20 protein-coding genes are annotated in these 20,278 nt (G+C 63.8%); 7 read left to right on the top strand and 13 right to left on the bottom strand.

Features of this window, described 5'->3' with window-relative positions; all coding sequences use genetic code 11:
* Positions 1-36 precede the first annotated feature (36 nt).
* The 6 genes from AAG793_RS06980 to AAG793_RS06955 form a co-directional block, all read right to left on the bottom strand.
* Positions 37-1,083 carry a dipeptide ABC transporter ATP-binding protein gene (locus AAG793_RS06980; RefSeq protein WP_341906040.1) on the bottom strand — a complete coding sequence of 349 codons (1,047 nt, stop codon included), beginning with the start codon at positions 1,081-1,083 and terminating at the stop codon, positions 37-39.
* Positions 1,080-2,093, bottom strand: a complete 1,014-nt coding sequence (locus AAG793_RS06975; protein WP_341906037.1) for an ABC transporter ATP-binding protein — start codon at positions 2,091-2,093, stop codon at positions 1,080-1,082. The genes AAG793_RS06980 and AAG793_RS06975 overlap by 4 nt, the downstream gene beginning before the upstream one ends.
* Entirely contained in the window at positions 2,090-2,821 is a 732-nt protein-coding gene (locus AAG793_RS06970) for a DUF1028 domain-containing protein (protein WP_341906036.1), read from the bottom strand. Before AAG793_RS06970 ends, AAG793_RS06975 begins: the two co-directional genes overlap by 4 nt.
* Positions 2,822-3,002: 181 nt before the next feature.
* Positions 3,003-3,962 (bottom strand): tripartite tricarboxylate transporter substrate binding protein, encoded by a 960-nt coding sequence (locus AAG793_RS06965; protein WP_341906032.1) that lies wholly within the window; start codon positions 3,960-3,962, stop codon positions 3,003-3,005.
* A gap of 56 nt (positions 3,963-4,018) precedes the next feature.
* A complete protein-coding gene (argE, locus tag AAG793_RS06960) occupies positions 4,019-5,239 on the bottom strand; it encodes an acetylornithine deacetylase (RefSeq protein ID WP_341906029.1) in 1,221 nt (406 codons plus the stop codon).
* A gap of 262 nt (positions 5,240-5,501) precedes the next feature.
* Positions 5,502-6,296 carry a hypothetical protein gene (locus AAG793_RS06955; protein ID WP_341906026.1) on the bottom strand — a complete coding sequence of 265 codons (795 nt, stop codon included), beginning with the start codon at positions 6,294-6,296 and terminating at the stop codon, positions 5,502-5,504.
* 376 nt (positions 6,297-6,672) lie between these two features.
* On the opposite strand from AAG793_RS06955, the gene AAG793_RS06950 reads away from it, so the two are divergent.
* Entirely contained in the window at positions 6,673-7,182 is a 510-nt protein-coding gene (locus AAG793_RS06950) for a DUF1993 domain-containing protein (protein WP_341906024.1), read from the top strand.
* Between the two features lie 44 nt (positions 7,183-7,226).
* On the opposite strand, the gene AAG793_RS06945 is transcribed toward AAG793_RS06950, so the two are convergent.
* Positions 7,227-7,811, bottom strand: coding sequence for a hypothetical protein (locus AAG793_RS06945; RefSeq protein WP_341906020.1), 585 nt, complete (start codon positions 7,809-7,811; stop codon positions 7,227-7,229).
* 256 nt (positions 7,812-8,067) lie between these two features.
* Positions 8,068-8,550, bottom strand: coding sequence for a DUF4864 domain-containing protein (locus AAG793_RS06940; protein ID WP_341906017.1), 483 nt, complete (start codon positions 8,548-8,550; stop codon positions 8,068-8,070).
* A 200-nt stretch (positions 8,551-8,750) separates the two neighbouring features.
* Here AAG793_RS06940 and AAG793_RS06935 point away from each other — a divergent pair, with 200 nt between their 5' ends.
* Entirely contained in the window at positions 8,751-9,419 is a 669-nt protein-coding gene (locus AAG793_RS06935; RefSeq protein WP_341906014.1) for a dienelactone hydrolase family protein, read from the top strand.
* A gap of 18 nt (positions 9,420-9,437) precedes the next feature.
* Here AAG793_RS06935 and AAG793_RS06930 read toward each other — a convergent pair whose 3' ends face one another.
* Together AAG793_RS06930 and AAG793_RS06925 are read right to left on the bottom strand one after the other, a co-directional pair.
* Positions 9,438-10,664 (bottom strand): MFS transporter, encoded by a 1,227-nt coding sequence (locus AAG793_RS06930; RefSeq protein ID WP_341906012.1) that lies wholly within the window; start codon positions 10,662-10,664, stop codon positions 9,438-9,440.
* Between the two features lie 102 nt (positions 10,665-10,766).
* Positions 10,767-11,495 (bottom strand): hypothetical protein, encoded by a 729-nt coding sequence (locus AAG793_RS06925; protein WP_341906009.1) that lies wholly within the window; start codon positions 11,493-11,495, stop codon positions 10,767-10,769.
* A gap of 418 nt (positions 11,496-11,913) precedes the next feature.
* Here AAG793_RS06925 and gshA point away from each other — a divergent pair, with 418 nt between their 5' ends.
* The gene (gene gshA / locus AAG793_RS06920) at positions 11,914-13,497 is read left to right on the top strand and encodes a glutamate--cysteine ligase (RefSeq protein ID WP_341906006.1); all 1,584 of its coding nucleotides are present in this window, start codon (positions 11,914-11,916) and stop codon (positions 13,495-13,497) included.
* 10 nt (positions 13,498-13,507) lie between these two features.
* On the opposite strand, the gene AAG793_RS06915 is transcribed toward gshA, so the two are convergent.
* Positions 13,508-13,735, bottom strand: a complete 228-nt coding sequence (locus tag AAG793_RS06915; protein WP_341906004.1) for an oxidoreductase-like domain-containing protein — start codon at positions 13,733-13,735, stop codon at positions 13,508-13,510.
* Between the two features lie 45 nt (positions 13,736-13,780).
* Positions 13,781-14,050, bottom strand: a complete 270-nt coding sequence (locus AAG793_RS06910; RefSeq protein ID WP_341906000.1) for a hypothetical protein — start codon at positions 14,048-14,050, stop codon at positions 13,781-13,783.
* Positions 14,051-14,191: 141 nt separating this feature from the next.
* Between AAG793_RS06910 and ylqF the strand changes: the two genes are divergently transcribed.
* A complete protein-coding gene (gene ylqF, locus AAG793_RS06905) occupies positions 14,192-15,151 on the top strand; it encodes a ribosome biogenesis GTPase YlqF (RefSeq protein ID WP_341905998.1) in 960 nt (319 codons plus the stop codon).
* Positions 15,152-15,171: 20 nt separating this feature from the next.
* On the opposite strand, the gene AAG793_RS06900 is transcribed toward ylqF, so the two are convergent.
* Positions 15,172-15,639: a TerB family tellurite resistance protein gene (locus AAG793_RS06900; RefSeq protein WP_341905995.1), complete on the bottom strand. Its 468-nt coding sequence runs from the start codon at positions 15,637-15,639 to the stop codon at positions 15,172-15,174.
* A gap of 659 nt (positions 15,640-16,298) precedes the next feature.
* Here AAG793_RS06900 and AAG793_RS06895 point away from each other — a divergent pair.
* From AAG793_RS06895 to AAG793_RS06885, 3 genes are all read left to right on the top strand, one after another.
* Positions 16,299-16,925: a hypothetical protein gene (locus tag AAG793_RS06895; RefSeq protein ID WP_341905992.1), complete on the top strand. Its 627-nt coding sequence runs from the start codon at positions 16,299-16,301 to the stop codon at positions 16,923-16,925.
* Between the two features lie 73 nt (positions 16,926-16,998).
* On the top strand, positions 16,999-17,433 hold the full coding sequence (locus AAG793_RS06890) for an RcnB family protein (RefSeq protein ID WP_341905990.1): 435 nt from the start codon (positions 16,999-17,001) through the stop codon (positions 17,431-17,433).
* A gap of 521 nt (positions 17,434-17,954) precedes the next feature.
* Positions 17,955-20,195, top strand: a complete 2,241-nt coding sequence (locus AAG793_RS06885) for a PAS domain S-box protein (protein ID WP_341905989.1) — start codon at positions 17,955-17,957, stop codon at positions 20,193-20,195.
* Positions 20,196-20,278 lie beyond the last annotated feature (83 nt).

Raw genomic sequence — 20,278 nt, 5'->3', positions numbered from 1 at the left:
CCCAACAAAAAAATCAATGCAAAACCAGTGAACAGATCAGGCGGCGCGGAAGGCGGCCTGCAGCCGCATCAATCGCTCATTGGCCGCGCCTTCAGTGGCCACCACGGCCGGCGCCTCGATGCTTTCCCAGAAATGGCAGGCCACCGAATGCCCATCCACCGTGCGCAGCTCGGGCACCTCGGCGGCGCAGCGGTCCTGTGCGTGCGGGCAACGGGTGCGGAAGCGGCAACCCGATGGCGGGTTGATTGGGTTGGGCACGTCACCCTGCAGGATCACCCGCTCGCGGCGCAGGCCGGGCTCGGGGATCGGAATCGCCGACAGCAGGGCTTGGGTGTACGGGTGGCGCGGGTTGGCGAACAGGCTGCGCTTGTCGGCGTACTCCACCATCTGGCCGAGATACATCACCGCCACATGCGAGGCGATGTGCTTGACGACAGCCAGGTCGTGCGCGATGAACACATAGGCGAGGCCCAGTCGTTTTTGCAGGTCCTGCAGCAGATTCACCACCTGCGCCTGAATGGAGACGTCCAGTGCCGACACCGCCTCGTCGCAGACGATGAGGCGCGGCTCGACCGCCAGTGCGCGGGCAATGCCAATCCGCTGGCGCTGGCCGCCTGAAAACTCGTGCGGATAACGCTGCAGGTACTGCGGCGCCAGCCCGACCAGTTCCAGCAACTCGGCGGCGCGCTCGCGCCGGCGGCCCACGGCCAGACCATGCAGGGCCAGTGGCTCGACCAGTGTCTGCTCGACCGTCATGCGCGGGTTGAGCGAGGAGTACGGGTCCTGAAAAATCATCTGCAGCTCGCGCCGCTTGCTGCGCATGCGCTCTGGCGGCAGCTGCATCAGCTCTTCGCCGTCAAACCACACCTTGCCGGAGGTGGCCTCCAGCAGGCGCAGCACCAGACGGCCCACGGTGGATTTGCCGCAACCCGATTCACCGACCAGCGCCATGGTGTCGCCGGCACGCAGCTCGAAGCTCACGCCATCGACCGCATGCACCACAGCCGTCTGACGGCCAAAGAGATGGTTGCGCACCGGGAAGTGCTTGACCAGTTTTTCAACCTTGAGCAGCGGGGCGGTCATGCGGCCAGCTCCTCACGGGATTCAGTCATGCCGGGGACCGTCAACGGCGCCATCCAGCAGGCGGCCTCATGGCCGTCGCCCATGTCGCGCAGCGGCGGCACTTCCTCCCGGCATTGCTGCTGCGCAAACGGGCAGCGCGGCGCGAAGCGGCAGCCGGATAACACCGTCATCGGCGTTGGCACCTGACCTTCAATGGCATTCAGGCGGCTCTGCTCCAGATGCAGCTTCGGGATGGAGCCCAGCAGGCCGATGGTGTAGGGGTGGTGCGGGTGGGCGAACAGGCGGCTGACACTTGCGCGTTCGACGATCTTGCCGGAGTACATCACCACCACGTCGTCTGCGAGCTCGGCAATCACGCCAAGGTCGTGGGTGATCAGCACAATCGCAGCGCCGGTTTCCTCACGCAGTGTGCGCATCAGGTCCAGCACCTGCGCCTGGATGGTCACGTCCAGCGCGGTGGTGGGCTCGTCGGCAATCAGCAGCTGCGGCTCGCACGACAGTGCCATGGCAATCATCACGCGCTGGCGCATGCCGCCAGAAAGCTTGTGCGGGTATTCGTCGATGCGGCGCTCGGGCGAGGGAATGCGCACGCGGCGCAGCATGTCGATGGCGTGTTCGCGCGCAGCTTCAGGTGTGATGTCGCGGTGGCAGCGGATGCCCTCGATCAGCTGATCCCCGATGGTGAAGGCCGGGTTCAGCGAGGTCATCGGTTCCTGGAAGATCATCGCCATGCGGTTGCCGCGCAGCGTGCGCATCTCTTCTGGCGACACGGTGGCCAGGTCCTTGCCCTCAAAACGCACCGAGCCACCCGAGATGCGGCCTTGCCCTTTGGGCAGCAGGCCCATGATGGAGAGAGAGGTCACGCTCTTGCCGCAGCCGGACTCTCCCACAATGCCCAGCGTGCGGCCGGAGCCCACCGAGAAACTGATGCCGTCCACCGCTGTGAATTCGCCGCCGCCTTCTAGCTTGAAGCTGGTGCGCAGGTCTTTGACTTCGAGCAGCGCGGTCACGCGGCGACTCCTCGGCTGTTGGCGTGAAGGGCGGCGTGGAAGCGTTCGATTTCGGCTTCGATGATGGTGCGGTCGGTGATGCCGGCGGGGCGGGCTTTCGACGGCAGGCAGGTGCTGAAGGGCTGAAAGCGCTCCAGGCTTTTGGCGTACAGGCGTTTCAGTTCCTCAATGGGTTCCACGTGGTCGTCTACACGGATGTCGAGCGCGCAGTAGTCTTCGGTGGTGTAGGTGAGCAGGGCGGCGGCCTGTTTGCCACGCTTGTCGCCACCGGCTGCTTCGCCAGCGGCCAGTGCCAGCAACAGGCGCTCGGCAAATGGCAGCGCCGCGTGGGCTTCATAGGCGGCGGCGGTGGCTTCAATGACTTGCGGGCCGGCCAGCATGTTGCCCGCCACCGAGTAACCCGGGCCAGCGGTGTGTCCGCACCAGTCGATGCATGCGCTGCCGGTGTAGCCGGCGGTGACGCCGTCGGCACTGATCATGTGGAGCTGGCGATGGTCGCGGCCCGCGTCGGCGGCCGTGAGTTGTTCAATCACCAGGGCGGGGGCGGTGCCAAGCGCCATCGCATCGAGTGCGGGCACGGCGTACAGGGGATTGACGAGGGCTTGGGTGGCCAGTGCGCCTGTGCCAGCGCGCGCGTGGGGACACAGCGCACCCACGGCAAAAAATCGACTGGCAACTGCCACGCCAAACGCGCCGGAAGAATCCCGCGCGACGATGGACCACGTCATGAAGAAGCTTTCGTCAGCAAATGCGCCTTTGACTTGCTGACAAGCCGGGCGTCTTCTGTGCTCCCCGAAACCACCGGCCCTTGGCGGGGCCGGTTGCTATGACATAGCAGTCAGCAGGAATCATGCCAGTGATGGCACGGCACCCGCTTGAATCCTCTGCTGTATGGTCGCCGCTTTCAGTTTATTCCACTTTGGCGCCAGATGCTTTCACCACGCGCGCCATGCGCTCGTAATCGACTGCGAGCAGCTTGCCGAAATCGCCGCTGCTCATCGCCAGTGGCTCGATGCCCTGCTTGTCGAGGCGTTCCAGAATCACCGGGTCTTTCAGCAGCTTGGCCATGGCCGCGTTGACGCGGGCCACCTCGGCGGCAGGCGTGCCGACCGGGCCGAGCAGACCGAACCAGGAATCGAACTGGTAGCCGGGCAATCCGCTTTCGGCAATCGTCGGCACATCAGGCAGATAGCGCGAGCGCTTGGGCGAGGTCACGCCGATCAGGCGTATGCGGCTGTCCTTGGCAAATGCCAGTGCACCGATGCTGGCCGCAATCACCGCCTGAGCGCGGCCGGAAATCACTTCGTTGATCGCTTCGCCGGTAGCCTTCAGCGGCACGTGCACCACGTCGATGCCCGCCAGGCCGTTGAAGTAGGCCATCGACAGATGGGTTGCGCTGCCCACGCCGGCAGTGGCGTAGTTCATCTTACCGGGGTTGGCTTTGGCGTAGCGGATGTATTCACCCGCCGTCTTGGCTGGCACATCGGGGTGGATCATCAGCACATAGTCGGCGGTGCCGATGTGTGCGATCGGTGCGAAATCCTTCTGTGGGTCGTAGGTGAGCTTGGTGTAGAGCGAGCCGGCAATGTTGTGGCTGGCTGCGGCCATCACCATGGTGCCGCTGTCGGCGGGGGACTTGGCCACAAAACCGGTACCGACCGTGCCACCGGCACCGGGGCGGTTTTCCACAATCACCGTCTGGCCCAAGGCGATTCCGAGTTCGTTGGACATTGCACGTGCAAGGGTGTCCTGCACGCCACCGGCTGCAAAGGGAACGACGATCCGCGTGACTTTGGGGTTGGGGGCTTGGGCCAGTGCGTTGCCTGCGGCCAGTGCGAGGCCAGTGGCCATGAAGTCTCTGCGTTGCATGCGGTCGGGTCTTTCTGTGGTGGTGGAAGGTAGGGGTGCGTTGGAATGTGTCGAAATCAGTTCACGCAGATTTCATCGGCCAGGCGGCGCATGAAGCGTTCGCACCAGGCCAGCTGGTCCAGCGTGACCCATTCGTTGGGCTGGTGCGCCTGCGCGATGTGACCGGGGCCACACACAATCGTCGGCACACCGGCCTGATGAAACAATGCAGCTTCCGTGCCAAACGAGACCTTGCCCGCACCCGAGCTGGCATCTGCACCGGCACAGGTGAAGCACAGCCGGGCAATCTCGCTGTCGGCGTCGGTGGCGAATCCGGGCAGCACCGAGTTCAGCTTGTGCGTGATGCCGGTATCTGGCGCCACCGCCTGCATCGCGGGCAGCAGGCTGTCGGCGAAGGCCTTGGCTTCGTTGAACAGCAGCTCGGGCGAATTCATGTGGTGGTGGCGGATTTCCCAGGTCACATCGCAGTCGCGCGGAATGATGTTCAGCGCGGTGCCGCCGGCAATCACGCCGGTGTGAATGGTGGTGTGGGGCACGTCGTAAATTGGATCAAACGGGCCTTCCTCCACCAACCGGCGGTGCATGGACTTGAGGTGCGCCACAAATTCGCAGGCAATCTCGACCGCGTTCACACCCAGTGGCGTGAGGGACGAATGCGCTTCGAAGCCGCGCACCGAGGTCTTGTAGGCGTGTTTGCCCTTGTGTGCAATCACCACCTGCATGCCGGTGGGTTCACCCACAATGCAGCCGGCCGGCTTGTAGCCTTGGGCCACCATGTCGGCGATCAGGCGGCGCACGCCAATGCAGCCGACCTCTTCGTCGTAGCTGAAGGCCAGGTGCACAGGCCGCTTGAGTTTGCGCTTGAGCAGTTCCGGAACCATCATCAGTGCGGTGGCGCCGTAGCTCTTCATGTCGGTCACGCCACGGCCGTAAAGCTTGTCGCCGATGATCTGCGCCACGAAGGGGTCGGTGTCCCAGGGCTGGCCATCGACTGGCACGACATCGGTGTGACCCGACAGCACGAGGCCACCCAATTTGGTTTCACCGTTCTCGGCGGGCAGCGTGGCCCAGAGGTTGGCCTTCTTGCCGCTGTCGTCGTAGGTCAGGTGGGACTCGATGCCGTAGGACGCCAGCAGTTCACGCGTCCATTCGATGATGGGCAGGTTGCTGTCGCGCGAGACCGAGGCGAACGAAACCCATTTCTCAATCAGCGGAAGGGCGGCCAGGTCGGCCGCGATGGCAGATTGCAAAGCGGTGGTGTGAAGAGGTGCGTTCATGGTGTGCCTTGTCAAAAACGGGCCGGCACGCTCGGGTGTCTGCCCACAGCATCGGTACAGGCGCATCTGCAGCGCGCCCCGGCCGAAAAAATACTAAGTATGCAAATTGTAGGCCTGCTGTGCAAACAGCGCCGCGCGGCGTGGACGCCGGTTGGCGACGCACACGCGTGAAAAAGCCACCTGGGCAGACTGCGCAGGTGGCTTATTGGGGAGGCGACGCGCTGTGTGCGAAGCGTCTTCAGTGTTGCGCGGGGGGGGGGGCTTACTTGCCGCCACCACCGCCACCACCGCCGCCGCCGCCGCCACCGCCACCGCCACCGCCACCGTTACCACCACCATTGCCGCCTCCGTTGCCGCCTCCGTTGCCGCCGCCATTTCCACCACCGTTGCCACCAGCATTCCCACCTTTGCCGCCAGAGCTGCCTTTGCCGCTGCTGGCGTTGTCACTGGTCCTGGACAGGCCGGCGGCCTTGGCTGAAGCGGTGGTCGTGTCTTTGGACTTCGCTTTGGCCGCAGCTGCGGTCTCCTTGGCTTTGGCCGACGCGGTGGTGGCCTTGGCGTTCTGTTTGGCGGCACTCATCACCGAGCCCAGGCTGACGCCCAGGCCCTTTGCGATCTGGCCCCAACCCATGCCGCTGGCACGTGCATCGGTCACGCTGCTCAGCGCGCTGGCCAGTTGTGCCGGTGTGGGGTTGGTGATGTTCTGCTGGGCCAGCGTGGTCTGGGTCAACGCCATCGCAATACTGATATTGCCAAATCCCATGGGGCCTGTGGCCGGGGATACGCTGGCCGATGGTGCGCTGGGGTTGCTGGGGGTGGCGCTCAGGCTGATCGTCGAGCTGGTCCGCAGGCCGCTGACCATGGCCTGAGCATTCTCCGGCGAGCCGGCCATGCTGGCGTAACCCGACGCGATCTGCGAGCCGGGCTGGCTGGTCGTTGAGCTTGCAGTCGTGGTGGTGGAGGTACCGGTCGTGGTCTGTGCCCACGACAGACCGCCAAATGCAAGCGCACTGACGGCAAGGGCTGTGATGGCCAGTTTGTATTGGGGTGTTGACATGATCGTTGCCTCTATCGGAAGTTGAAAGGTATGGCGCCGGAGCAATGCTCGGGCGTCATGACGCGATGATGAGCCTGTTTGTTGAGGCGAAATCGCGTTCTGGAAACAGTCCTACATTCTTGGGCGCTTTGCGCTGACAAAGCGTCTCCTGGTGTAAGAAGTGCAAGAAGTGCAACCGCGATCGCCTTGCGGACTCCCTGCGCAACGGCGCCTCTGCCGTCCCGTTCCGCCGCGACCTGACAATAGACACTCACCCCGCATCGGTGACGGTATTCCCGAAGGAATCAACCCATCCGGCGCGGTATTCTTTTTAGTTGCTTCCTTCGCTTCCTTCGTTTGATTTGCACCAACCGCCAGCCACTCCAGAAAGACATTCATGAGCGTTTCGATCTACACCGCCTCCGTTCCCGTTTTCACACAGATGCTGGGAGGCCTGCAGGGCGTTCTGGCCAAGGCCGAAGCGCATGTGGCAGCCAAAAAGCTGGACCCCAACGCTTTGCTGCAGGCCCGCCTCTACCCGGACATGTTTCCGCTGTTGCGCCAGGTCCAGGTGGCCAGCGACTTTGCCAAGGGGGTGGCGGCCCGGCTGGCGGGCGTGGAGCCGCCCAAGCTTGACGACACCGAACAGACCTTCGCCGAACTGCAGGCGCGCATCGCCTCAGTGCTGACGTTTATTCAGAGTCTGGATGCGGCCCAGTTTGCCGATGCGGACACCCGCGAAATCGTCACGCAGGCCGGCACGCCCAAGGAAAAGCGCTTCACCGGCAGCAGCTACCTGTGCAACTACGGCTTGCCGCATTTCTTTTTTCACACCACCACGGCGTACGCCATCCTTCGCCACAACGGCGTGGAAGTGGGCAAGAAGGATTACATCGGAACGTATTGAGCTGCGCGGGTGTGGCGCCAGCAGCAGGCCAGCGTTTCAGAGGATCAGCGTTTGCGCAGCGGCAGCGGTTCGGTCGCTGCGTAGGCGCCTTTGGCATGGGGCCCTGCGGCCTCGCTGCGCAGCAGCATGTCGGCGTCACGCACCGCGAACATCCGTTCAAGGTCCTGCTTCAGGTCGTCTTCGGCGCTGAACTTGCGCGGTGGTGCAGACCACAATGCAGGGTCGGGCAGTTCGGGATACGGGCAGCTCTTGCCGGTTTCAAACTGCCACGACACACCGTAGAGCCAGTCCTTGGCGTGCGGCTCAAACCGCACGATGTCGTGCATCAGTGACTTTTCGAACGCGACAGCATAGGTCAGCATGCGGATATCCCAGTGCTTCATGATGATCCGCAGGTACATGCCTTCACCGCGGCTGCGGCTGGAGACCAGCAGCATCTGGCAATCGAGCCAGCCGGCGGGGATGCCGTGCCGGCGTGTGGCGTCGTTGAGCAGCACCTGAACCAGTCGCCGGCGCAGTGAGTTGGGCGAGCCGTCTTCAATCGTCGGCGGGCCTTCCGGGCTTTGTGACGGTGTCGCCGATACGGTTTTCTTGTGACTTTTCAGCCCGAACAACTGGCGGATCTTCATGGGGTGCCTCCTGGAGCGACGTTCTCCTCCCTGGAACTCAGCCCACCCGCTTTCCGAATGGTTGCAAACTGTTTCCTTATGTATCTAATTATTTCGTCTTAGGGGATGATGCGCCCGGCTCCCGAGGGCGTCAAGTGCCCATACGGTATGGAGCGCGCAATTATTCACACCAAAAGCGGTTCAGATCGGCCTGCGCCTTGATAAGTCTTAAGTATTCGGTTGGCTGCTGGTCGGCCTGATGCCTGTCGTGGCGGTCTCAGGCGGTGCGCGCCCGGTTCTCCACGACTGCGCAGCCGGTGATTCGCCAGCTTTTGTCTTTTTGCCGTGCCAGGCTGTAAACCGCCAGCCAGGCCGTGCCGCCCGCATCGGTCATCTGCACGCGCTGGATGGCCTGGTCGCCTTCACCTTCGGGCTTGAGGAAGGCGACGGACGCGGGCCGGTACACCACCGGATAGTCCCGGCGCACCATGGCCAGAAAGGCATCGGCCGATCCCATCGCCGCCTTCACATTGGGCGCGGCATAGGTGTAGGCCTTTTTGGCGTCGTCGCGCGCAAAAGCCTTGAGCTGCGCCTCGATCACTGTGCGCACCTGCTTTTCGTCGGCGGCCGTCAGGGGTGCAGCCTGCGCGCCGGCGGGCTGCAGTGCCGCCAGCACCCACAGGCCACCCGCCATGAAGAGGGTAGCCCTGCGTGTGACTGTGCGGGGGGATGCGAGAGCCATCGTGGAAGTGGTCGTCATGGGAATGTCCTGTCTCGCGGTTTCACGGAGCTGATCTTGCCGTATCGATCTTGACTGTAGCGATCTTGTCGGTATGCCAGAGAGTACGCAGCATCTGGTTGACTGGATGCTGCACCACCGCTGGCCGCCTAGAATTGCCGTGCCGGTTCGCACCGCATGGCGTCTGCCCACACCGTTTCTCCTTTACCTTTTTCCACCCCATGTCCTCTTCACTTCAGGTCATCGAAGCCCAGACCGGCGAGCAGCCCGTCGCCACCATCCTCATCATGCACGGCCTTGGCGCGGATGGGCGCGATTTTGTGCCGATTGCCGAGCAGCTCGACCTCACTGCCGTGGGCCCGGTGCGCTTCCTGTTCCCCAGCGCGCCCAGCATTCCGGTCACCATCAACGGCGGGTATGTGATGCCGGCCTGGTATGACCTGATGGGCGCAGATCTGGTGAGCCGTCAGGACGAAGTCGGCTTGCGGCGCTCGCAGGCCTCTATCGAGGCGCTGATTGGGCGTGAAAAGTCGCGCGGCATCCCGGCCCGCCGCATCGTGGTGGCCGGGTTCTCGCAGGGCTGCGCAATGGCCCTGATGACCGGTCTGCGTCACCCGGAGCGTCTGGCAGGCATTGCCGGTTTGTCGGGTTATCTGCCGCTGGCTGACAAGACCGCCGCCGAGCGCAGCACGGCCAGCCTGGAGACGCCGATCTTCCTCGCCCATGGCACGCACGATGGCGTGGTGACGCTGCCGCGCGCCACCGCTTCACGCGATGCACTCACTGCCATGGGCTATCAGGTCGACTGGCATGCCTACCCGATGGAGCACTCGGTGTGCCCGCAGGAAGTGACAGACCTGCAGGACTGGCTGCTGCGCGTGCTGGCTTGATGACTTGATGGCTTGAGGTCAGCCCGCCGGCTTGCGATCGCCTTGCACCCGGTACAGCAGGAACGCGGCGATCCCGAGGTTCAGCAGGTTCCATGCGATTCCGTTCAGAAAGGCCGCGTGGTAGGAGCCGGTGAGGTCAAACACCTTGCCCGACATCCAGCCACCCAGCGCCATGCCCACCATGGTGGCCATGATCACGGTGCCGACCCGTGCACCGGCTTCTGACGGCATGAAGTATTCACGCACGATGATGGCGTACGACGGCACGATGCCGCCCTGGAACAGGCCGAACAGCGCGGCAATCAGGTAGAGCGACACCAGCCCGTCAAACGGCAGGAACAGCAGCAGCGCGATGCCCTGCAGCGCCGAGCCCAGCAGCAGCGTGCGCAGCCCGCCGATGCGGTCGCAAATCATGCCTGACACCAGCCGACTCACTACGCCGCAGGCCAGCATCAGCGACAGCATTTCGGCGCCACGTGCTGCGCCGTAGCCGAGATCGGTGCAATACGACACGATGTGCACCTGCGGCATCGCCATGGCCACGCAGCAGGCCAGACCTGCAACGCACAGCAGCGTTTGCGCCTTGCCGGGTGCCATGCCAAATGGCTGGGTGCTGGGCACGGCCGATGAACGCGCGTTGGGCGCTGCCGCCACAGCCAGTGGCGGGCGCTTTTTCATCATCAGCGCCAGTGCCGTCATGCTGACCACGCTGAAGAGGCCCAGCCCCATGTAGGTGTGGCGCCAGCCCTCGGTCTCCACAAAATGCTGCACGATGGGCGGCCAGATTGCGCCGCCCAGATAGTTGCCACTGGCGCAGACGGCCACTGCAATGCCGCGGCGCCGCACAAACCACAGCGAGGTGTCGGCCAGCAACGGTGCGAAGGTCGTGGAGATGCCCAGCAGACCAATCAGCAGGCCGTGCGCGAGAGTGAAGGTCCAGATGTTGTCAGACAGCGCGGCGGCGAGGTAACCCAGGCCGAGGCCGAAGGCGCCAATCAGCAGCGGCAGCATCACGCCAAAACGGTCGGCCAGCCGCCCCATCAGCATGCCGCCGATGCCAAAGCCGATCATCATCAGCGTGTAGGGCAGGGATGCATCGGCGCGCGCTACGCCGAACTCGGTCTGCACGGCGGGCAGCACCACGGCCACCACATACATGCCGCTGGCGCCCACTGTCATCAGCGCCAGTGTCACCATCAGGCGCATCACGGCGTAGCGGGAGTCTGCCAGGGGTTCAGTGGTCATGGGGTGCCTGACCAGGGACGGAGCAGGGACGGGGTAGGCTGCTCTGACGCGGCGCCACAGGACCACTCAAGGTGCGTGGCGCCGTGCCGGGAGCGCGAGGGCTCAGCTGCGGTCTGAATAAGACGCCGGCTGCGTGGCCTCAAAATCAGGGCGCTCGCCATCATTGTTCTCGCGGTTGATTTCCCGATCGCGAATCATGAACAGGCGCTCCAGATCCTTGAGTGTTTCGGTGTCTTCCGGGGATTTTGAATCGGCAGCTGCCACCGGTGCTGCTGCGGCCACAGCTGGCGCAGCTGCTGGCACGCGCCCGGGGGCGCTGGCTGGCGAGACGCGGCCAGCCGGCAAGGTGCTGGCGCCTGGCTTTTCGCCATCGGTCCAGAACGATTTTTCCGGCAACACGGTGTAGGGGCAGCTGCCCTCAACTTCCAGTTGCCAGGATATGCCATGCAGCCAGTCGGTGGCGCGCGGTTCAAAGCGGGTGATGTCCGTCATCAGCGTTTGCTGGAAGGCATGCATGTGATTGATCAGGCGCTGGTCCCAGTGCCGCACCACCAGGCGGACGAACAGACCAGCGCCCTTGGTCCGGCTGGCAACCACCAGCAACTGGCATTCCAGCCAGCTCGATGAAATGCCATGACGCCGCATCACGTCGCGCATCAGCACCTGAACCAGCTGCCTGCGGGTGGCGTTGTCGCTTCCGTCCTCGATCGTGACCGGGTTGTCGCGCGGGTCCCTGGCCTGGCCGCTGGGCATGAAGCCCGAGCTGGGAGTGCTTTTGGCGAAGTCGCCGGAACGCGAGCGCCCCAGCAGCTTGTTGATCAGATTTTTCATTCGATACCAGTTCCACGCGGTTTCATACCGTTCACTGCGGTGGCAGCCTGGAACGCGCTGCACCTGCTCACCCAACCCTGAAAACGGGATTCATCGTCGTTCAGGCGCCCGGGCAAGTCAAGCACAGCGGCTTCGCAGGGCGCTTTGTCGTGGTGTGAGGCCGACAGGCGGCCCTGTCAAGCCTGAGTGTCACGCGGTGCTGACATCTGCACTGACAGTGCGCTGACATCTGCAGTTACCAGCAAATGCCCACCGATGACCGCAGCACCGCCCTGTTGCAACATCAATTCGGCACTGGCGTGGGCTGCCCGCCTGGGCTGCCCTGTGGCCGGTGCAGGAAAGCCAGGCCCTGCCAGCGCGAAGGGCTGACGTGTGATAAGTTCCACACCCGACCGTTACAAGGGGAGGCATAACAACCATGAACACGCCACACACAGCATCGGCCTCGGCAACCGTCGGCATCGGGAACGGCCTGAAGGCGCTGACGCCTGAACGGCTCAAGGGCATGCGCCGCGGGCTGGAAAAAGAAAGCCTGCGCGCCCAGCCGGGCGGCGGCCTGGCACTCACGCCGCATCCGGCAGCTTTGGGCTCGGCCCTGACCCACCCAGGCATCACCACCGATTTCAGCGAATCCCAGGTGGAGCTGGTCACCGGCGCCCACCTCAGCGCAGAGGCCACCCTGCAGGAGCTGACCGAGCTGCACCAGTTCACCTATGAGGCCATGCAGGCCATGGGCGACGAGATGCTCTGGGTCTCCAGCATGCCCTGCGGCCTGCCGACCGACGAAACCATTCCCATTGCCCGCTTTGGTTCGTCCAACGTCGGACGTGCCAAGAGCGTGTACCGCATGGGCCTGTCGCACCGCTACGGGCGGCGCATGCAGACCATTTCGGGCATTCATTACAACTGGTCGCTGCCGGGGGTGAGCAACGAGCAATACTTCGCGCTGATCCGCAATTTCCGTCGCCACGCCTTTCTGCTGCTGTATCTGTTTGGTGCGTCGCCGGCCGTGTGCTCCACCTTTGTCGCCGGGCGCCAGCACGAGCTGCAAAAGCTCACCGATACCACCATGTACATGCCGCACGGCACCTCCCTGCGCATGGGGCGGCTGGGCTACCAGAGCGATGCACAGGCCTCGCTGGCAGTCAGCTACAACAGCCTTGACGGCTATGGCGCCTCGCTGCAGGATGCCTTGACCCGGCCGTACCCGGCCTATGAGGCGGTGGGCATCCAGAACCCGGGTGGCGACTACAACCAGCTCGCCACCACGCTGCTGCAGATCGAAAACGAGTTCTACGGCACCATTCGCCCCAAGCGGGTGATCTTCCCCGGCGAGCGGCCCCTGCACGCCTTGCGTGAGCGCGGCGTCGAGTACATCGAGGTGCGCCTGATGGACCTGGACCCGTTCGAGAAAGTCGGCATCAACGCGCAGACCATGCGCTTTCTTGATGTGTTCCTGCTGCACTGCCTGCTGTCCCCCAGCCCGAACGACACGCCGCAGGAAATTGCCGAGCTCAAGCACAACCAGCACCACACCGCTGCGCGCGGCCGCGAACCGGGCCTGCTGCTCAAACGTGGCGGGGGCGATGTGCCGCTCACCGAATGGGGTGCCGAGGTGGTGGCCCAGTGCGCGCCGATTGCTGCCGCGCTGGATGCGGCGCATGGCGTGACGCATTACAGCGAAGCGGTGGTGTCGGCCGAGGCCGCACTGCTTGACCCGGCCAGCCTGCCATCGGCGCGCGTGCTGGCGGCGATGGCTGCCGAGCACGACAACTCTTTTGTGCGCTTTGCGCGCGCCCAGTCCGAGAAAACCCAGCGCGCCCTGCGCGATACCCCGCTGGATGCTGCTGCGCGCGAAAGGCTGAAAGCGTTGAGCGAAGAATCGGTGCGCGAGCAGAAAAAAATCGAGGCTGCCGACACCATGCCCTTCGAGCAGTACCGCCAGCAGTATGTGTCAGCCGACCGGCTGGGCATTCCCCGGCGCGAAGTGGCGCACGCCTGACGGCACCAGGCTAGCGCGTGGCGCTGGCGACCGTTGCGGCGATGGTTTCCTCGGCTTCCTCCTGCCACCACGCCACAGCGGCGTAATAGCCTTCCCACACGCAGCCGTTGCAACCCCGGCCACAACAGGTGGTGGGCTCGGCGGGGGGTGATCGCAGCGTCACCCCGGCGGCTTGCGCGCGCTGCTGAAGCACACTGAACACGTGCTGGGCAGTGTCTCGGTCAGTGCACGCGCCCATGGTTGGTATGCGCTGGATGCGAAACCTGCGTAATTTGCGCGGGAATCAGTTCTTTTGTTTGGCCGTCATGCGCCGGCGCACATAGAGGCCCGCGAAGGCACAGCCGAGCACGAGCGCAAACCATCCGACAACCGCCGACTGGGCCACGATGCCCTGCATGCCTGGCGAGGTGATGAAGTAGGGCGACAGCAGCACGCCGAGGCCGATCATGGCGCACAGAATGCCCTTGATCAGCAGCTCATTGCTGGCTTTGGTGTGGGCCTGACGGTTCACTTCCGTGTTGGGGCGTTGGGTGGGGGCGTTCGGAAGCGGCATCGGGTACTCGGGTTGGACTGGCGCCGGAAAATGCGGGCCACAGGGCGCCATTTTCGCTGATTGCGGGTTGTCCGCCGCCGCCTGCCCCGGACGGGCGACAATTCAGCCCTTCACCGGCTCACCAGAGAAAGAACGATCCCGATGGCCATCCAGTGGTTTCCCGGTCACATGCACCTGACCAAAAAAGCCATCAGTGAGCGCATCAAGGAAATTGATGTCGTCATTGAGTTGCTCGACGCGCGCCTGCCCGGGTCGAGCGCCAACCCGATGCTGGCCGAACTCACCGGCGCCAAGCCTGCGCTCAAGGTGCTCAACAAGCGCGACCTGGCGGATCCGGCCTGCACGCCGCTCTGGCTGGCGCACTACAACAGCCTGCCCAACACCCGTGCGATTGAGCTGGACGCCAGCGAAACCACGCCGGCCCGGCGGCTGATTGACGCCTGCCATGCACTGGCGCCCACGCGCGGCAGCATGGTCAAGCCGATGCGGGTGCTGATCTGCGGCATTCCCAACGTCGGCAAGTCCACGCTGATCAACACCCTCACCGGCAAGCGTGCCGCCAAGACCGGCGACGAGGCGGGCATCACCAAGCTGGAGCAGCGCATCGTGCTGGCCGACGGCTTTTATTTGTGGGACACCCCGGGCATGCTGTGGCCGCGCATCATCGTCGCCAAGAGCGGCTACAACCTGGCGGCCAGTGGCGCCATTGGCCGTAACGCCTTTGACGAAGAAGAAGTGGCGCTGGAGCTGCTCGACTACCTCATCTCGCACTACCCCGCGCTGCTGCAGGCCAGGTACAAGGTGGGGGTACCGCCCGGCGTGACCGACGAGCAGATGCTCGAAGCCATTGGCCGAAAACGCGGTGCGGTGCTGCCGGGTTCACGGGTCAACCTGCAGAAAGCGGCCGAGATCGTGATCCACGAATTCCGTGCCGCCACGCTGGGCCGCATCACGCTGGAAACGCCGGAAGAGTTCGCCAGCTGGCTGGCGGCAGGGCGTCTGCTCGATGCGGAACGGCAGGTCAAGAAAGACAAGATCGAAACCGCGCGGCTGGTGAAGCTGAAAAAGCTGCCACGCCCCGACTCGCGCAGCAAGCCCTGAGGCACGCCGTTCAGCACACGTCAGTGATGCCCGGCCGCCTCCTTGGCGCGCATCTTGGCGGCGATGTATTCGCCATGGGTCACGTGCAGCAGGCCGGCGATCTTGCTGATCAGGTGGTTCTCGTGGGCGTCCAGGTGCGCGTCTGAATACGCCACCTCCCACATCGCCTCGACCACCCGTATTTTCTGGGCCTGGGTGAAGTGCTCGTTCATTCGTGAGGTGAAGCGGTGGTAGTCGTACAGCCCCTGCGCTTCCTGCTCAGCCAGCGCCACCAGCCGCTCCAGCTCGGCGCTGCTGAGCGCAAATTTGGCGCGCAGCGCACCCAGCACGGCACTGCGCTCGGCGGGCTGGATCTGCGGGTCGGCCCGCATCACTTCCACCAGCAGCACCGCCGTGCCCAGTTGCAGCGCATGCTCGCGGTCGGCGGGGGCCGCGCTGGTGCTTGCCGACACAAAGGAATCAAAAAGGCTTTGCAGGGATTGCAGCATCGGAGCGTTCCAGTCGAAGTGAGTGCCGGACTTCCTATCCGGTCGATGGCAAGGAAGTTAGCATTTTCGGCCCGACCCTCGGCGGCGTGGGGCTGAGCATTTTGCAGGCATCCCGTTGCAGCCCAATGCTGGCAAGGCCTGCGCGCTTTTTCCACCCTTTTATCCACAAGGTGACCCACAGGAACTGGGGGTAAAAAGCTCTGATTTCCAGCCCCACCCTTGGCGGATTTCACCCTAAGCACGCGATTGGCGATTCAGAGCAGCGCGCGTGAAGCACGGCCAGCTTTACGAACTCGGGGCCCCGTCCGACTGGCTGCACGCATGATTCCAGCTGAGAGTGCACGGCTTGCTGCAGCCTTTTGTCGAGGCGGCGGGGCACCCGCTGGCGAACTGAATGCCAGCGCATCTCTGGAAGGGCGGTGCAAGGCATCTGGACACCATTGCAATCGCGAGGTAATTACCCGGTAAAGCTCTGATTGGCTTACACGCGCTTTGCAATCGCAGTCCAACAATGCATTCACCGGGACAGCACAAACGCCTTCAGAAAGCGGTGCCCCGGTCGCCGCCTGATGTGTGGCTTGCGCGCTCTGGAATCCGTTCTGGGGCCTGCAGGTCACACCCCGGTGGTTGGTCAGTCCATCCACACGCAGGAGAACCTCATGACATCGAAAATTTTCAAAGCCTCTTTCATCGCATCAGCACTGTTCGCAGGCATGGCGTTTGCCCCAGTGATGGCGCAGACCACCTACACGCCGCAGATTGACCAGACGCAGCAGAACATCAGTGCCCGCATCCAGCAGGGCATGCAGGCAGGGCGCATCACGCCAGCCGAAGCGCAGTCCCTGTACCGCCGCGACCGCGAAATCACCGCCCGTGAAAGTCAGTACAAGTCCAACGGTGACATGTCACCCCAGGAGCGCCAGCAGATCCGTGCCGACCTCGCTGCCCTGAGCAATGAAGTCGAACGCCTGATCGCCAACGGTGCCGTGGCGGGTCAACCCGGTCAGCCCGGATACCCCGGCAATGCAGGCAATACACCCGGCATCGACAACGCCCAGTACAACGTCAGCCAGCGCATTGACGAAGGTGTGCGCATGGGACGCATCAGCCAGCGCGAAGCGCAACGGCTGCAGCGCCGTGAGCGGCAAATCCAGCGCCATGAAATGGATTTCAAGGCCGATGGTGTGGTGACCCAGCAGGAACGCCGCCAGCTGCGCAATGAAGTGGCTGCGCTGCGCGACCAGATCGAACGCATGATCCAGAACGACAGGCGCAATCGCGGGTAATCGCGGTTGAGCCCGGCCGGCGGCGCACTGAAGCGCCGCCGCGCATCCTTCACGATCTTCACGAGAGAACCGCATGAATAACAAAACCCTGATGGCCGTCCTGACGGTGGCCTCCCTTGCCTTTGGCGGCCTTGCGCTGGCCAAGGACAAGGACCACGACAAGCGTGGACACGACGACCACAAGCAGTACAAAAAGCACCAGAAGGCCCACGGCAAGCATGGCGGTGACCATGATGACGGTCGCCGCTATGAAAACAGCGACAACGGCCGGCGCGGCCCGCCTGCGTTTTCGCAGGCTGGCGGGCGCGGTGCCGGACCCGACCACGCCTTCTACAAAGGCCAGCGTCTGCCGGTGCAGTACCGTGACCGTGGCTACTGGGTGGACGACTGGCGTGGCCATCGACTCAGTGCGCCGCCTGCGGGCTACCACTGGGTCCAGACCGGCAACGACTATGTTCTGGTTGCCAACAACACGGGCTTGATCTTCCAGATCCTCCTCGGCCAGTAGGCAATCAAGCGCTGCCCCGTGAAAAGCCGCCCCAAGGGGCGGTTTTTTCATGTCTGCATGCTCATCTGTGTTCTCGCCTTTATTCCGGCCTGCATCCAACGTGCGCCGCAGTGCACGCAGACCATGCACGGGATGTAGTTCTAAAGAAGGCATTTGGTCGTCTGTCTTTACCCGTTTTCATCGGCTGTTTAGAACCAATGAACTACCGTCGCGTGAAGCCGAAAACGAGGTGAGACAAATCGCGGACCGTGCAAATTTCACGCGCTAAACTCAGAGGGCGCGTGACGTCATTTGATCGTGTTCATGCGCTTCTGTGTTTCCCTTCTGCAGGGCAGCGCGGGCTGCTGCAGGACACCGCTGATGGGCTTCACGCGCGGAAAGACACACATGCAGTTGAGCCAGCAGAAAGCATCGTCCAGGGATGGCCGCACCGTCGTGGTGCCGGACTGCCATTGGCCTGTGCCTGTCCATGTACCCATTCAATCTGCTGGCAAGCCAGCGCGCCAGCAAAGGCTTGCAGCGTGACAGAACCCCAGCTGGAAATGCTGATGGACGCCATGCCGCACATGGTGTGGCTGGCCAGCGCTGACGGACGCTGCACCGCCTTCAATCGCAAGTGGATCGACTACACCGGCCTGCCTGCCGAGCAGAGCCTGTCTGCCGGCTGGCTGGCCCAGCTTCACGCCGACGACCTGGCCCGCGTCACCACGCAATGGTCACACGCCCTGGCCCACGGTGAATCGTTCGAGGGCGAATGCCGCATCCGCCGTGCCGATGGTCACCACGGCTGGATGCTGGGCCGCGCCGTTCCCCAGCGCGATGCCATGGGCTATGTGATCCAGTGGGTCGGCACCTTCACAGACATTGACGAGCTGAAGCAGGCAGCAGTGCGGCTGGAAGAAAACATGCTGATGAACCGTATCGCCGGTCGTGTGGCGCACCTGGGCGGCTGGACGATAGACCTGCCCGAGCGCAAGCTCACCTGGTCCGACGAGAACTGTGCCATTCACGATGTGCCACCCGGTTATGTGCCCACGCTGCAGGAGGGCATCAATTACTTTCTCCCAGAGCACCGCTCCATCGTGATCCGCCATGTCGAGGCCTGCGCCCAGCACGGAACGCCCTATGAGTTCGTACTGCCCAAACTCACCGCCAAGGGCCGGCAGATCTGGGTGCGCTCCATTGGTGAAGCCCAGCGCGATGCCGATGGCAACATCGTTCGCCTGCAGGGCGCGTTCCAGGACATCACCGAGCAGAAACTGGCCGAAGAGCGCATGCGGGCGCTGGAAGTGCAGCTCACCGACACGCTGGAGAGTATCACCGACGGTTTTCTTTTGATGGACAGGGACTGGAACTTCCGCTTCGTCAACGGCCATGCCGAGCACATGCTCAAGCTCTCGCGGCATGACCTGCTGGGCAAGAACTTCTGGGAGGTGTTCCCCCTCACGCTGGGCACGATTGTCGAAACCGAGTTCCGCCAGGCCATGGCGACCCGGCGTACCGCGCAGTTCGACAACTTCTACGAACCGCTGGATTCGTGGTTCAGCATCCACGCCTATCCCACCCATGCCGGGCTGGCGGTGTACTTCCAGAACGTGACCGCCCTGCGTGCCCAGCAGGATCAGTTGCGACTGCTGGAAACGGCAGTCTCGCGCCTCAATGACATCGTGGTCATCATGCAGGCGCCAGACGATGGCGAGTCTACGCCGCGCATCGTCTTTGTGAACGATGCTTTCGAGCGCCACACCGGCTACACCCGCGAGGAAGCCGTGGGCAACACGCCCGGCTTTGTGTGGGCGCCGCACAGCCATCGGGCGGAGCGGGAGCGCATTCGCGCCGCCATGCAGAAGTGGCAGCCGGTTCGCGGCGAGGTGGTGGTGCAGACCAAGTCGGGGCAGGCGCTGTGGCTGGAGATCGATGTGACGCCGATTGCCGACCCCACCGGTCGCTACACCCACTGGGTGGCGGTGGAGCGTGATGTGTCCGAGCGCCGCCATCAGCAGCAGGAAATCCTGACGCTCAACAGCGAACTGGAAGCGCGCGTGGAACTGCGCACCGCCCAGCTGGCCGCTGCCAACAAGGAGCTGGAGTCGTTCGCCTATTCCGTTTCGCACGACCTGCGTTCGCCGCTGAACACGGTCGATGGTTTCAGCCAGCTGCTGCTCAAGCTGGAGTCCGAGCACATCAGCGACAAGGGCAAGCACTACCTCAACCGCATCGGGGTGGGCGTCAAGCACATGGGCGAGTTGATCGAGGGGCTGCTGACGCTGGCGCACCTGTCGCAGGAGCAGATCCGCTCGGAGCTGGTGGACCTCTCCGCGATGGCCCGCCGCATTGAGGCCAGCTGCCGCGACCGCGACCCCAGACGTGAAGCGCAGGTCGAGGTGCATGTGCAGGAGGGCCTGCAGGGCCGGGGCGACCCTCGCCTGCTGGCGGCGGTGCTGCAGAACCTGATCGACAACGCATGGAAGTTCACGTCCCGGCAGGCCGCGCCGCGCATCGAGGTGGGCAGTCAGCCGGGCAGCGATGGCGTTCCGGTGTTCTATGTGAGAGACAACGGTGCTGGTTTCGACATGGCTTTCGGTGGCAAGCTGTTTGGTACCTTCGAGCGGCTGCACTCCCCGGGCGATTTCCCCGGAACCGGCATCGGTCTGGCGACGGTGAAGCGCGTCATTGAACGGCATGGTGGTCGAGTGTGGGCTGAAAGCAAGGTCAATCAGGGCGCCACCTTTTATTTCACTTTGGCGCCTGCGCGCCGCTGAGTCTGGCCGCGCGTGGGCATCAGTGGCAGGGCGACAGTATGCCGACTCGAACCGTGTCGAAGCCCCTCTGGCACTTCAGGTTG

It is taken from the genome of Polaromonas sp. YR568 (assembly GCF_943372955.1).
Taxonomy (GTDB): Bacteria; Pseudomonadota; Gammaproteobacteria; order Burkholderiales; family Burkholderiaceae_C; genus Polaromonas.
Note: the sequence above shows the minus strand (reverse complement) of the source record. Positions and strands in the feature narration are given on the sequence as shown.

Bases quoted from the DNA above. Each gene is read 5' to 3' on its own strand.
- AAG793_RS06980 (WP_341906040.1), bottom strand. From the start codon at position 1,083: ATGACCGCCCCGCTGCTCAAGGTTGAAAAACTGGTCAAGCACTTCCCG.
- AAG793_RS06970 (WP_341906036.1), bottom strand. From the start codon at position 2,821: ATGACGTGGTCCATCGTCGCGCGGGATTCTTCCGGCGCGTTTGGCGTG.
- AAG793_RS06965 (WP_341906032.1), bottom strand. From the start codon at position 3,962: ATGCAACGCAGAGACTTCATGGCCACTGGCCTCGCACTGGCCGCAGGC.
- argE (WP_341906029.1), bottom strand. From the start codon at position 5,239: ATGAACGCACCTCTTCACACCACCGCTTTGCAATCTGCCATCGCGGCC.
- AAG793_RS06955 (WP_341906026.1), bottom strand. From the start codon at position 6,296: ATGTCAACACCCCAATACAAACTGGCCATCACAGCCCTTGCCGTCAGT.
- AAG793_RS06950 (WP_341906024.1), top strand. From the start codon at position 6,673: ATGAGCGTTTCGATCTACACCGCCTCCGTTCCCGTTTTCACACAGATG.
- AAG793_RS06945 (WP_341906020.1), bottom strand. From the start codon at position 7,811: ATGAAGATCCGCCAGTTGTTCGGGCTGAAAAGTCACAAGAAAACCGTA.
- AAG793_RS06940 (WP_341906017.1), bottom strand. From the start codon at position 8,550: ATGACGACCACTTCCACGATGGCTCTCGCATCCCCCCGCACAGTCACA.
- AAG793_RS06935 (WP_341906014.1), top strand. From the start codon at position 8,751: ATGTCCTCTTCACTTCAGGTCATCGAAGCCCAGACCGGCGAGCAGCCC.
- AAG793_RS06930 (WP_341906012.1), bottom strand. From the start codon at position 10,664: ATGACCACTGAACCCCTGGCAGACTCCCGCTACGCCGTGATGCGCCTG.
- AAG793_RS06925 (WP_341906009.1), bottom strand. From the start codon at position 11,495: ATGAAAAATCTGATCAACAAGCTGCTGGGGCGCTCGCGTTCCGGCGAC.
- gshA (WP_341906006.1), top strand. From the start codon at position 11,914: ATGAACACGCCACACACAGCATCGGCCTCGGCAACCGTCGGCATCGGG.
- AAG793_RS06915 (WP_341906004.1), bottom strand. From the start codon at position 13,735: ATGGGCGCGTGCACTGACCGAGACACTGCCCAGCACGTGTTCAGTGTG.
- AAG793_RS06910 (WP_341906000.1), bottom strand. From the start codon at position 14,050: ATGCCGCTTCCGAACGCCCCCACCCAACGCCCCAACACGGAAGTGAAC.
- ylqF (WP_341905998.1), top strand. From the start codon at position 14,192: ATGGCCATCCAGTGGTTTCCCGGTCACATGCACCTGACCAAAAAAGCC.
- AAG793_RS06900 (WP_341905995.1), bottom strand. From the start codon at position 15,639: ATGCTGCAATCCCTGCAAAGCCTTTTTGATTCCTTTGTGTCGGCAAGC.
- AAG793_RS06895 (WP_341905992.1), top strand. From the start codon at position 16,299: ATGACATCGAAAATTTTCAAAGCCTCTTTCATCGCATCAGCACTGTTC.
- AAG793_RS06890 (WP_341905990.1), top strand. From the start codon at position 16,999: ATGAATAACAAAACCCTGATGGCCGTCCTGACGGTGGCCTCCCTTGCC.